Origin of the sequence: Rhodococcus sp. Chr-9 (assembly GCF_000801125.1) — a bacterium.
Taxonomy (GTDB): domain Bacteria; phylum Actinomycetota; class Actinomycetes; order Mycobacteriales; family Mycobacteriaceae; genus Rhodococcus; species Rhodococcus pyridinivorans.
Genome location: NZ_JTIZ01000034.1, coordinates 1 through 11,808 on the forward strand (window position 1 = coordinate 1; position 11,808 = coordinate 11,808).

Below are 11,808 nucleotides of genomic sequence, written 5' to 3' on the forward strand. Positions count from 1 at the left end.
GGTCGCACACAAATGACAATGTGTGCATGAGACCCGGGATGGTTCAGGGTAAGGATTTGTGTGGTCAGGGCTGCGCCGAGTTGGTGGGCCTCAGCGACGCTGACGATCTGACCTTCGGGGTGCTCGGCGAGCCACGGCGCGGCGTCCTGCGCGCAGGTGAAGTAGTGCACCTGGTTGCAGAATGAGGACCGGATCGAGGTGAGGTCGTCGGGGTTGACCAGCGAGACCACCGCGGTCTCGGGCTGCACGCTGGTGACACCGTTTTCGCCGACCGAGACCCTGATCGGGTGCCCGCTGACGGGTGATTCGGATTCGATGCTGGCGGGCCGGTCCAGGATGGTGGGAAAGATGAGGGTGTCCAGGGCGCACCAGGTGTAGAGCTCTTGGCCGGCCACGGTGAATCGGTGGCGGGTCGGGCGCAGGGTCAGGCCCTGGCCGACGATGCGGCCCTGCTCGTCGTATTCGGTGTCGGGTACCGCGGCCAGACGCCGGGTCACCTCGTCAACCGGGAGGCCGACGGCCGCGGCGAGCGCCTCCACGGTGACCGGCTCGCCGGCGGCGNCGGGTCGAGCCCGGACTCTTCCGGAATGGTCAGGCGGTCAAGGAAATTGGGCATCAGGAACCTTTCGAGTGAGCCATGCGTCAGGATGCGCAGCAGGACAGTCGGGACATATCGGCGCTGAAGGACTGGGCGGCGATTTTGATGCCTTCGGCCATGGTCAGATACGGGGCCCAGGACCCGGCGACCTGGTCGACGGTCATCGCGGCGTCGAGGATGTAGACCGCGGCGGCGGCGATCTCGCCAGCATCCTTGGCGACGGCGGTGATGCCGTGGATGCGGCCGGTGCCGGCGTCGGCGACGAGTTTGATGAAACCGCGGGTGTCTCGGTTGACCACCGCACGCGGCACATGTTTTAGCGGCAGCACCCGGCAGTCGCACCGTGTCCCGGCGGCGAGGAGCTCGGCCTCGGTCGTCCCGGCCGCACCGACCGCGGGGCTGGTGAACGTCACGCGGGGCAGATGGCGGTAGTCGACCCTGCGGCCGGCGTCGGTGAAGATGTTGTCGGCGACCATCGCGCCGTGATGGGCGGCGACGTAGACGAACTCGCGGTGCCCGGTCACGTCGCCGGCCGCCCAGATCCGTGGGTTCGACGACTGCAGCCCGTCGCTCACCACGACCTCGTTGTTCTCGCCGGTTTTGACCTGCACCGCTTCGAGATTCAGGCCGTCGGTGTTCGGACGGCGGCCGGTGGCGACGAGGACTTTCGCGGCACGGAACTGCTGCGTTCCGCCGGTGATGGTCGCGGTGACCGTGACCTGATCGTCGGCCTGCTCGACCTCGCTCACCGTGGCGCGGCGCACCACCCGGATGCCGTCGTCGGCGAACACCTCCAGCAGCGCCATGCCGACTTCCGGCTCTTCCTTCGATGCCAGCGTGGAGCGGACCAGCACCGTCACCGTTGACCCGAGCCGGGCGAACAGTTGCGCCTGCTCCAACGCGACGTAGCCGCCGCCGATCACCAGCAGCGACTCCGGGACCTCGGTGACTTCCATCGCGGTGGTCGAGGTCAGGTAGGCGACGCCCTCGAATGCGGGCGGGATGACTGGGTTCGCGCCGGTGGCGATCAGGTAGTGCTCGGCCTCGATGGTGGCATCGCCGACCTCGATGACGGGCGCGTCCGGGGTTCCGGCGAACCGCGCTTGGCCCTGAATGCGCTGCCAGCCATACGATTCGGCCACGTTGAGGTACTTCTCTGAGCGCAGCGACTCCACCAGATCGTGCGTGCCGGCGATCAGGGCCGCCATGTCCACCGGGCCGGCCGTGGTGGCGATCCCCGGGAACCGGGCAGTGTCGGCTGCGGTATGCCGGGCCTCGGCCGCTGCGATCAGGGCCTTTGACGGCACGCAGCCGGTGTTGACACACGTGCCACCGAAGATGCCGCGCTCGATCATGACGACGGACTTGCCGAGCGCGGTAGCGCGGATCGCCGCGGCCATCGCCGCGCCGCCGGAACCGATGACCGCGAGGTCCAATCCCTGACTCATGCACCCATCCTTGACCTTCAAGTAGGCTTGAAGGTCAAGTGTTCTGAGGAGACATCGTGAGAATCGGGAAGCTCGCCGAGGCGACCGGGGCCACCACCGCGACGCTGCGCTACTACGAAGACGAAGGCCTGCTCCCGCCCGCCGAACGTTCCCCGGCGGGGTATCGCGACTATGCCGCCGACACGATCGCCCGGGTCGGCTTCATCCGACGGGGACAGGCCGCCGGGTTCAGCCTCGCCCAGATTCGGCAGATCCTCGACATCCGTGACAGCGGCCACGCGCCGTGCACGCACGTGCGCGACCTGCTCGACATCCGACTGACCGACCTCGACGAGCAGATCAGCGCACTGGTGGCACTGCGCGAGACCATCGCCCGGCTGCGGCAGGGCGCCGAAAGCGTCGACCCGGAATCATGCAGCGCCGATGACGTATGTCGATACCTCTAGGAGCCACCTCCGTGGCACCGGAGGCATGTATTTCGTCAAGTCCGTTGACCCCGGCAGTCGTCATGAATTTCCGCCCCACTGGAGGTCGTTGGTGCGCGGGAGCGCGGGGCCTGCTGAGCAGTAGGCTCACCCGATGCGGTGGGATTTCACTCGAAGCTGGTCGCATTGGCCGTGCTGAGCCCAGCCACACTCGTTCAGGCGATCGCCACCTTCGCCATCACCAATATCGACGACATCGTGGTCCTCGCGGTGATGTTCGGCCAGGCGCCCGGTCATCGTGGCGCAGCCATCCGAGTGACCGCCGGTCAGTACCTCGGCTTCACCGCCATCTTGGCAGTTTCGGTCGGCGGCGCACTCCTGGGTGCCACGCTGCTTCCTCCAGCCGCACTGCCGTACTTCGGGCTGCTGCCCATCGTGTTGGGGCTGCGGGCGGCATGGCTGGCCTGGCGGGATCGCCGCACCCAACCGGCGCCGACCGATGATCCCGCAACACTGTTGACGCCTGGCACCTGGCAGGTCGCAGTCATCACCTTCGCCAACGGCGGCGACAACATCGGCGTGTACGTTCCGATCTTCGCCGTCTCAACGATCGCCACCATCGGTGTTTACATCATCGTGTTCCTCATCGGTGTGGCCATCTGGTGCGCGGCCGGCCGATATTTCGCCTCCCACCCGATCATCGCCAAAGCACTCTCACGCTGGGGCCACATCGTTCTGCCCGTTGCACTGATCACAATCGGGGCCCTCATCCTCATCAAAGGCGGAGCGTTCGCCCTCTAGCTCGGAGCAACTTCACCACTCAGGGCCAGGAGGCGCTCCTGCATCGGCATGTGTTGGCGTTCAACCACTTTGGTGATGTCCCGGCCCGTATCCGCTATGACAATCTAAAACGGGCGGTGGCCAAGGTGCTCAAAGGCCGCAGCCGGCACCCGAACTACCAACACGAGCGAGCGCACCACAGAATCATGATCGTGTGTCACGAGAGACACGATCACAGTAGTTATACCGAAGACGTACCCGAGCCAACGGAATCGACAGGAGACCATTCCGGCTACCCTGCTGCGCTCGCAGCCGGGCGCGGAAGCAGGGTAGCCCCAGATTCAATGAGAAACGTCGCGATCGAAATTCTCATCCAATCTGGGGCAATGCAGGTCAGACTAGTAAATGTGCCCCAGATTCAATGAGAACGGACATGAGGACAGTGTGCAGATCCAAGCTCCGCCCTTGCCGCAGCAAACGATTCAACATTGAGACCGTCTCCTCGGACTCCGTTCGTGCCACATAGCCTTCGCGCGTTAGAACTGGCGGAAAGCCGTCAATCAGTTGATCGTCAATGTCGACAACCACCACTACCGCAGGGACGGTCTGGCCCAGGTCACGCTGCTCACCGGTGCGTGGCGTGCGCAGTTCAGCGAAATCCCTTGCCCCAGCTTGTGATAACGTACGCGTTCGCTCCTCGATCAGGTGGTTGACCTGTCCAACTTCCCCCTGTGTGGTCAGCACCTCAACCCCACGCCGAGGAGGCCGCGCGGCCATCGACTCGACCATAAGCTCGATCGCCCTGCAACGCCCGAACCGCGACGCACCGATCACTGCCACGTGCGGGCCGTCGCCCCCGCCCGCCAGCTCCTCGATATCAGCCCAGCACGGCCGGCCGGCGGCGTCCGCGCCGATCACGACCCGTAGCGAACTGTCAGCGTGCGAAACGGCCCGCAGAGCCACCGGATACGGCGTACCTGGGAACCGTCGTTGATGGTCGCGTGCTGCGCGTTTGCGTGCATTCGATGACGCCATGGAAATCACGAGTCCCTTCAAAGACACCTGTGTGTAGTCGCCCACATCAACAACACACGATCTTTGTTGGGAGCGCGTGACCCGTTGAGTCTGGTCCTCGGAGAATGCTTTCGGTGGCAGTACCCGATGTGGGCGGGAGCTGCAACGCGACCGAGGGAGTCCGCCTGCGCGCAATGGCGTTGCCCAACACGATAACCCATCAGCGTGCCCTGGTGGCGGCTGACGCCGCTGTCCGTTCTCGATTCTCATCGAATCTGGTGCAACTCGGAGTGGTCGTTGCCGACAACCGAGCCCGAGACCTCGGTAAACGACAAATCTGCATCAGATCAAATGAGAAAGCCATGCTGTCCCCAGGCGTAGCGAGAAGGCCCCCCGGGCAGCTGGGAGACCGGGCATGCATGTCCGCCATGCCGACAGCTCGCGGCCGCCCCCGCGAACATTGCGTCACTGTGACGTTTTGGCCCAGTTTCAGTGCGTGCGGTAGGCGTGTGCGCGATGCTCGATCCGGCCGACGTAAAGCGTGTGGTCGTCGGGGAGTAGACGAAACGTCACCCGGTAGCTTCCTCGCCGCGCTACACGCCAGCCTTCCAGTTCGAACCGCAAGGGCTTGGACATGAGGTACGGATCTGTGGGCAAGGTGGCGGTGATGAACTCGGCCATCGCTGCGGACACCTTGTGTGGCAGGCGGTCTAACGCGCGCATCGCGCCCGGCGACAGCTGAACCAACCATGGCTGTGGTTCGCTCACCGCAACCCGTACCGTTGCCGCAGGTCCGCACCTGACACGGCGTTGCCGGCCGCATAGTCGGCATCGGCTTGTCGAAGTTCCTCGACCAGTCCAGGTGTGCGCAGCGCGTGCAAGGTTTCATTCAGTGACTCCAGGTCGTCGGCAGACATGATCACGGCCGCGACCCGTCCGTGACGCGTGATCTGGATGATCTCGTGCGTCGTGTCGGCTTCCTCTACGAGCGCCGACAGCTTGTCTTTGGCTTCACTCAGCGGCACATTCCTCATGCGTCGAGCATAGCCTGGATTATGGCCTGTGACTAGCCTGATATTTGGCCGATAACTATTATTATGTAAAGTAAAGGGTGTCGAGTTGTAGGTTCTGCGAATTCGACTCTTCCCCAAGCGTCACCCTCACCCATTGACGCAATTACCCTGCGTGACCTGCACAGTGCCGGCGACGAAACACCTACCCGCTGCTTGACGATGGCCAGATTCGGCTCGAGAGCGAAATGTTGAGCAACGCTGCGACCTGCAACCTCTTGCCCGAATTCGCGTTAAGTGCGATCCTTTCGCATAGAACGCGAGCCATTATGGGGCGGTGCGAGATGTCGCAACAGGATCTTCCTCCAGGGTCGGCGCGCTTGCACCTGGCCGACGGCATCACGGTCCTGCGCCCAAAAGCGTCGGTGTTCGAGGCGATGGTCACCGGCTGGTCCCGCCAGCAGCTGGCGCGGAACCTGTCCGCTGGCACGGTGGCGGCGCGGGTGGCGACGATCCGGCGATTCCAGGACTTCTGCGATGCCGACGGCCCCTGGACCTGGACGCCCGCGATGGCCGATGACTGGATCACCGAACTACGCGGAGTCCACGGCATCGCCCACAGCACGGTCCTGGGCTATCAAGGTGCGCTGCGGCACTTCATGGACTACCTGCTCGACCCGGCCTACGAGTGGGCCGCGCAATGCCAGGACCGGTTCGCCACGCACCCCGTACAGATCATCACCGAGGCGAACTCGGCCCGCCACGTCCACGAAGGACCCGGCGACCCACGCAAACGGGCCTACACCACCGATGAGCTGCAAGATCTGTGCGATACCGCAGACGAGCAGGTCACCCGCCGCTATCACGTCGGAGCGAAGGGAGCCATGGTGGCGTTTCGAACCGCGACAATCACCAAGGTCGCCTACGCGTGGGGCCTGCGCCGGGGCGAAGTGCGCATGCTGGACCTGACCGACTTCGGGCCAAACCCGCGGGCACCACAGTTCGGGCGGTTCGGGGTCTGCTACGTCCGATACGGCAAGGCCGGCAACGGATCCCCCGCCAAACGACGCGGCGTACTGACCGTCCCAGAGACCGCGTGGGTGATCGACTGCCTCGAGCAGTGGATCGACCAAGGACGCACCCGCTTCGACCGGGTCACCGGGACCGCGTTGTTTCCGACCGAGCGATCCGAGCGGATATCGAAAGGCGCCCTGTCCCATAGCTTCGCCGACCTCTGTGACACGGCCAGCCTGACCGACCGAGGCCTGGACTTTCATTCCCTGCGCCGCAGCTACGTCACGCTGCTGGTCGAGTCCGGTTACGACACCCGCTTCATCCAGGAGCAAGTCGGTCACGAATACGCCTCGACCACCTCCCTCTACACCTTCGTCTCCCCCGACTACCGCAGCCGCGTCGTAGCCGCCGCACTACACGCCGCAGCCGGCCGGCTGCCCGAAAGGACGAACGAGACATGAAGTACCGGATCGCCTACCAGTGGCGACTGCGCCAAATCATGACCGAACACGGCATGCACAACCTGTCGGACCTGATCACCCCGCTACACGACATAGGTATCGAGCTCTCCGCCTCGCAGCTCTACCGCCTACTCGGACGCACCCCAGAACGCCTGCCGCTGGCCCTGCTCGGCGCCCTGTGCCACGTCCTGGACTGCACCGTCGAAGACCTCTGCGACTTCCGCGTCGACGCCACACCCTCGCGGCGCACCGCCACGGCCGCCGACGCCTCCCCCACCGCCGATAGCCCGCTGCGCCCGAAGCGAGCCCACATCCACCGACCCGACCCACCCGCATAAACACCCGCCCCAGGTGACACGCACATGGCTGACACATCGAAGTACCACTGCACACGGTGCCACGACGAGCGCCAGCATCGCGGCGTGCGCTGGCCAGAGGGCTTCGTCTGCCGCCGCTGCTACCAACAGGCCACCCGCCGGCGCGGAACCTGTCCCCGCTGCCAGAGCCCGGATCGGCTGCTCCCCGGACTCTCCGGCAACCAGGCCATCTGCACCGACTGCGCGGGAATCGACGATCCCCGGCTGACCTGCACCAGATGCGGCGATCAAGACGAACCCCACCGCCGTGGACTCTGCGCCCGATGCTGCCTCACCGACGACCTGACCGCCCTGCTCACCACCGCCGACACAGGGCTGGTCTCGACCGAGCTGCAACCACTACTCGACGCCCTGACCAGCCAGGACCACCCCCGCAGTGCGCTCATCTGGCTACGCAACCCAGACGTTCGCCAGCTCCTGGCCGGCTTCGCGCAACACCGCATGCCCATCAACCACGACAGCTTCGCCCACTACCCCACCGAACGCACCGCACGTCACCTACGGGACCTGTTCATCAGCTGCGGCATCCTTGCCCCCTACGACCGCAACCTCGACCGCTTCACCAGCTGGCTCGACCAGAAGCTCGCCTCCACACCAATTCGCCAATCGCAGCAGGTCATCACCGTGCTAGCGGACAGGGACTGTCCGGAAAACGGTGTGTGAAGGTCCGGTCTGACCCGAAAGGAAATGACCGTGACTGACACGACAGAAGTGCTGGGCGAGGCGATCATTGATCCCGTGACCGGGGAGATCATCGATCAGAAGGAGTTCGCGGAGCGTTTGCTCGCGCAGGCGAAGGAGCAGGGCGTGAGCCTGGTCGGGCCGGGAGGCCTGCTGAGCCAGCTCACGAAGAGCGTGCTCGAGACCGCTCTGGAAGCAGAACTGACCGAGCATCTCGGTCACGAACACGGCGGAACACCGATCGCGGAGAACATGCGCAACGGGACCCGCACCAAGACCGTACTGACCGAGATCGGGCCGGTCGAGATCGAAGTTCCCCGGGACCGGGACGGCTCGTTCGAACCGGTCATCGTCCCGAAACGCAAACGCCGGCTGGACGGGATCGATCAGATCGTGCTCTCGTTGACCGCCCGTGGGTTGACCACCGGTGAGATCGCCGCGCACTTCGACGAGGTCTACGGGGCGAAGGTCTCCAAGGACACCATCAGCAGGATCACCGAGAAGGTGACCGCCGAACTTGCCGAGTGGTCCTCCCGGCCACTGGATCCGATCTACCCGGTCATCTTCGTCGACGCGATCGTGGTGAAGGTCCGTGACGGGCAGGTGCGCAACACCCCGTTCTACGTCGTGATGGGCGTGACCGTCAGCGGTGAGCGCGACATTCTCGGCATCTGGGCCGGCGACGGTGCTGAAGGCGCCCGGTTCTGGTTGCAGGTGTTCAGCGAGTTGAAAAACCGCGGCGTCGAGGACGTGTTCATCGCCGTGTGTGACGGGCTGAAAGGGCTTCCCGAGGCGATCAACACCACCTGGGAGCACACGGTGGTTCAGCAGTGCATCGTGCACCTGATCCGCAACAGCTTCCGGTACGCCGGCCGGCAGCATCGCGATGCGATCGTCAAGTCCCTCAAGCCGGTCTACACGGCTCCGAGTGAGCAGGCCGCGAAGGATCGATTCAGCGAGTTTGCCGCCGAGTGGGGCGAGCGTTATCCGGCGATCGTGCAGTTGTGGGAGAACGCCTGGGCGGAGTTCGTTCCGTTCCTCGAGTACGACGTCGAGATCCGGCGGGTGATCTGCACGACGAACGCGATCGAGTCGATCAATGCTCGCTATCGGCGGGCAGTCCGCGCCCGAGGACACTTTCCCAACGAGGCATCGGCGCTCAAGTGCCTGTACTTGGTGACGCGGTCCCTTGACCCCACGGGCGGGGGCCGCGCACGCTGGGTGATGAGGTGGAAGCCTGCGTTGAACGCGTTCGCGATCACCTTCGCTGGACGGCTCGAAAGAACCATCCACTAATGAGAACCGCCGGGCCCCACACACCGTTTAACGGACAGACCCAGCGGACATGCCAGTCTCCCTGTAGGCGGACACGGACTTCCCTGCTGACGGACAGTTGATCTCCCTGTCGGCGGCCATGGGATCGACTCGTGTCGGTCCCGAGATGGGCGCCCCTCCGGTGTTTGCTCGAGGTCTTCTACCACCACGAGCAGCTACCCACCGGAGGGGCGCATGAAGAAGTCTGACAGGGAGATCATGGAAATTCTGGAAGCGTTCGATGCGACAGGCAGTGCGCACTCGGCGGCGAAGCTGGCGGGAGTGGATGCCAAGACCGTGCGGCGGTACGTCGCCGCCCGTGACGCTGGGGCCCCGGTGACCGGTCCGAGCCGGCGGCCGCGGATGCTCGATGCGTATATGCCGAAGATTGAGGAGTGGGTCGAGCGCTCGGGCGGCAAGGTCCGCGCCGATGTGGTCCACGAGCGACTGGTGGCGCTGGGGTTCGCCGGGACCGAGCGGACCACCCGGCGGTAGGTTGCGCAGGTCAAGGCCGCGTGGCGGGCCGGGAACCAGCGCACCTACCGGCCGTGGATCACCGAGCCGGGCCTGTGGCTGCAGTTCGACTGGGGCGAGGGCCCGAAGGTCCCCGGCCCGGACGGGGTCCTGCGCCGGACGTGGCTGTTCTGCGCGTGGCTGGCCTGGTCGCGGTTTCGCGTGGTGATCCCGGTCTGGGACCAGACTCTACCGACGTTGATTTCGTGCTTGGATGCGACGCTGCGCCGGCTTGGCGGGGTCCCGACGTACGTGCTGACCGACAACCCCAAGACCGTCTCGATCGACCACGTGGCCGGCGTGCCGGCGCGGCATCCGCAGATCGTCGAAGTCGGCCGCCATTACGGCATGCAGGTCCACACCTGCGTGCCGTTCGACCCGGAATCCAAGGGAGGCACCGAGGCGACCGTCAAGATTGCCAAGGCCGATCTGGTTCCCACCGACGCGAATCTGCGCGGCGCGTACGGCTCGTTCGCCGAGCTCGAGGCCGCGTGCGAGGCGTTCGTGGGCAAGGTCAACGGCCGGGTGCATCGGGAGTCCGCGCGCATCCCGGACGAGGCCCTGGCCCAAGAGCGCAATCGTTTGCATGTGCTTCCGCTCGCCCCGCACACCATCGCCTTGGGGCAGACCCGGATGGTGAACACCGATCAGACGGTGCGGTTCGGGTCGGTGCGCTACTCCACCCCGCCGGGCCTGGTCGGAGCCGAGGTCTGGGTCCGCGTGGCCGGGGTGGAGCTGGTGATGATCACCGACCTCGACGCCCTGCCGCAGGTTCCGGACTGGGCTGGCGACCGACGTGGGTTGGTCGAGGTCGCCCGCCACCGGCTCTCCACCCCGGGCACACCCAGCATCGACCTGTCCCACTATCCCGACCACCCGCAGGATCCCGACGGCGGCCCGCGAGTGCCGCGGCCGCGAGCTCGCAGCCAGGCCGAACGCGACTTCCTCGCCCTCGGCGACGGGGCGCACGCGTGGCTGATCGAGGCCTCCGCCGCAGGGGTCTCCCGGATCCGGGCGAAGATGGCCGCCGCCTGCGAGCTGGCCGCACTGGTCGGCGCCGACGACGTTGATGCCGCCCTCGGCATCGCCGCCGCGGCGGGGCGCTTCGCCGAAGGCGATGTGGCCGCGATCGTCGACCACCAAGCCACCGGCGCAGCCGCCGCCGACCTGGTCGTCGCCGACGAAACGCACTCGGCCCAGCTCGGCACCGCCACCTGGGCCAACTTCGGCACCACCACCACGGGCAAGGAGACCACCGCATGACCGCCACCCCAACGATGGCTGCGCCGCCGCTGCCCGAAGACCTGACCGCGGTCCTCAAGCGCATGCGCATGCCCTACCTCCGGGCCATCGCCCCGGACGTGCTGGCCACCGCGAAAGCCCAACGCTGGGACCCCACTGAGGTACTGCGGGTTCTCCTCGCCGAGGAAGCGCGTGGCCGCGACGAGGCCACCAAAGCCGCAGGCCGCAAAAGTGCCGGACTCCCCGCCGGCAAGACCTTCTCCTCGTGGCGCGAGAGCGACTCCTCGATCCCCGCCCCGACCCAGTCCGCACTGGCCGCCCTGGAGTGGATCCACCGCGCCGAGAACCTCGCCATCAGCGGCCCCTCCGGGACCGGCAAAACGCACTTCGTCGAAGCCCTGGCCCACCAGGTGATCGACGCCGGAATGCGAGTCGCCTGGTTCACCCTCGAGTCACTGACCGCCGCAATCGGGCGGGCCAGCGTCGACGGCTCGATCAGCAAGACCATCGCCCGCATCACCCGCGCCGAACTGATCGTCGTCGACGACATCGGCATACTTCCCTCCGGTCAAGCCGCCGCCGAGGCGTTCTACCGACTCGTCGACGCCACCTACGAGCGCCGAAGCCTGGCCGTGACCAGCAACCTCCACCCCGCCGGATTCGACACCTTCATGCCCAAAACCCTGGCCACCGCCACAGTCGACCGGCTCCTGTACCACGCCCACGTCATCACCACCGAAGGCACCTCGATGCGCCTGGCCGAAGCCACCGCCGGACACGGCGTCGTCCCACTGACCTAACCGGAAGGGAGATCAACTGACCGCCCACAGGGAGATCTCGCTGTCCCTTGACACACCGGATTCGCCACCTGGCACCACCTACGCAAACTGGCCCTTCCGGATTTAGAGTGCGTTGATTCGTGCCTGGACTT

12 protein-coding genes and 1 pseudogene are annotated in these 11,808 nt (G+C 65.8%); 8 read left to right on the forward strand and 5 right to left on the reverse strand.

Going from position 1 to position 11,808, the window contains the following annotated elements:
* On the reverse strand, positions 1-539 hold a 539-nt coding region (gene merB / locus QR64_RS03440; protein ID WP_235366986.1), incomplete at its 3' end, for an organomercurial lyase MerB.
* A 103-nt stretch (positions 540-642) separates the two neighbouring features.
* Positions 643-2,046 (reverse strand): mercury(II) reductase, encoded by a 1,404-nt coding sequence (gene merA / locus QR64_RS03445; RefSeq protein WP_005148655.1) that lies wholly within the window; start codon positions 2,044-2,046, stop codon positions 643-645.
* 56 nt (positions 2,047-2,102) lie between these two features.
* Here merA and QR64_RS03450 point away from each other — a divergent pair, with 56 nt between their 5' ends.
* Positions 2,103-2,492, forward strand: a complete 390-nt coding sequence (locus QR64_RS03450; RefSeq protein ID WP_005148625.1) for a heavy metal-responsive transcriptional regulator — start codon at positions 2,103-2,105, stop codon at positions 2,490-2,492.
* A 171-nt stretch (positions 2,493-2,663) separates the two neighbouring features.
* A complete protein-coding gene (locus tag QR64_RS03455) occupies positions 2,664-3,272 on the forward strand; it encodes a cadmium resistance transporter (protein ID WP_013471561.1) in 609 nt (202 codons plus the stop codon).
* Positions 3,273-3,644: 372 nt separating this feature from the next.
* On the opposite strand, the gene QR64_RS03460 is transcribed toward QR64_RS03455, so the two are convergent.
* From QR64_RS03460 to QR64_RS03470, 3 genes are all read right to left on the reverse strand, one after another.
* Complete coding sequence (locus QR64_RS03460; RefSeq protein ID WP_152640909.1) at positions 3,645-4,169, reverse strand: hypothetical protein; 525 nt, start codon at positions 4,167-4,169, stop codon at positions 3,645-3,647.
* 585 nt (positions 4,170-4,754) lie between these two features.
* Positions 4,755-5,033 (reverse strand): type II toxin-antitoxin system RelE family toxin, encoded by a 279-nt coding sequence (locus QR64_RS03465; protein WP_039584124.1) that lies wholly within the window; start codon positions 5,031-5,033, stop codon positions 4,755-4,757.
* Entirely contained in the window at positions 5,030-5,299 is a 270-nt protein-coding gene (locus QR64_RS03470; protein WP_039584126.1) for a type II toxin-antitoxin system Phd/YefM family antitoxin, read from the reverse strand. Before QR64_RS03470 ends, QR64_RS03465 begins: the two co-directional genes overlap by 4 nt.
* A 224-nt stretch (positions 5,300-5,523) precedes the next feature.
* On the opposite strand from QR64_RS03470, the gene QR64_RS27495 reads away from it, so the two are divergent.
* From QR64_RS27495 to istB, 6 genes and pseudogenes are all read left to right on the forward strand, one after another.
* Positions 5,524-6,750: a tyrosine-type recombinase/integrase gene (locus tag QR64_RS27495; protein ID WP_235366987.1), complete on the forward strand. Its 1,227-nt coding sequence runs from the start codon at positions 5,524-5,526 to the stop codon at positions 6,748-6,750.
* Complete coding sequence (locus tag QR64_RS03480; RefSeq protein WP_039584128.1) at positions 6,747-7,088, forward strand: helix-turn-helix domain-containing protein; 342 nt, start codon at positions 6,747-6,749, stop codon at positions 7,086-7,088. Before QR64_RS27495 ends, QR64_RS03480 begins: the two co-directional genes overlap by 4 nt.
* Positions 7,089-7,112: 24 nt before the next feature.
* Positions 7,113-7,790, forward strand: coding sequence for a hypothetical protein (locus tag QR64_RS03485; protein WP_152640910.1), 678 nt, complete (start codon positions 7,113-7,115; stop codon positions 7,788-7,790).
* Positions 7,791-7,814: 24 nt separating this feature from the next.
* Positions 7,815-9,104, forward strand: coding sequence for an IS256 family transposase (locus tag QR64_RS03490; protein WP_052227182.1), 1,290 nt, complete (start codon positions 7,815-7,817; stop codon positions 9,102-9,104).
* 213 nt (positions 9,105-9,317) lie between these two features.
* Positions 9,318-10,898 (forward strand): annotated as a pseudogene (istA, locus tag QR64_RS03495) (IS21 family transposase).
* The gene (gene istB, locus QR64_RS03500) at positions 10,895-11,677 is read left to right on the forward strand and encodes an IS21-like element helper ATPase IstB (protein WP_039584129.1); all 783 of its coding nucleotides are present in this window, start codon (positions 10,895-10,897) and stop codon (positions 11,675-11,677) included. Before istA ends, istB begins: the two are co-directional and overlap by 4 nt.
* Positions 11,678-11,808 lie beyond the last annotated feature (131 nt).

What these genes read in the sequence shown, in the direction of transcription:
- merA (WP_005148655.1), bottom strand. Translation starts at nt 2,046, where the DNA reads ATGAGTCAGGGATTGGACCTCGCGGTCATCGGTTCCGGCGGCGCGGCG.
- QR64_RS03470 (WP_039584126.1), bottom strand. Translation starts at nt 5,299, where the DNA reads ATGAGGAATGTGCCGCTGAGTGAAGCCAAAGACAAGCTGTCGGCGCTC.
- QR64_RS27495 (WP_235366987.1), top strand. Translation starts at nt 5,524, where the DNA reads ATGTTGAGCAACGCTGCGACCTGCAACCTCTTGCCCGAATTCGCGTTA.
- QR64_RS03480 (WP_039584128.1), top strand. Translation starts at nt 6,747, where the DNA reads ATGAAGTACCGGATCGCCTACCAGTGGCGACTGCGCCAAATCATGACC.
- QR64_RS03485 (WP_152640910.1), top strand. Translation starts at nt 7,113, where the DNA reads ATGGCTGACACATCGAAGTACCACTGCACACGGTGCCACGACGAGCGC.
- QR64_RS03490 (WP_052227182.1), top strand. Translation starts at nt 7,815, where the DNA reads ATGACCGTGACTGACACGACAGAAGTGCTGGGCGAGGCGATCATTGAT.
- istB (WP_039584129.1), top strand. Translation starts at nt 10,895, where the DNA reads ATGACCGCCACCCCAACGATGGCTGCGCCGCCGCTGCCCGAAGACCTG.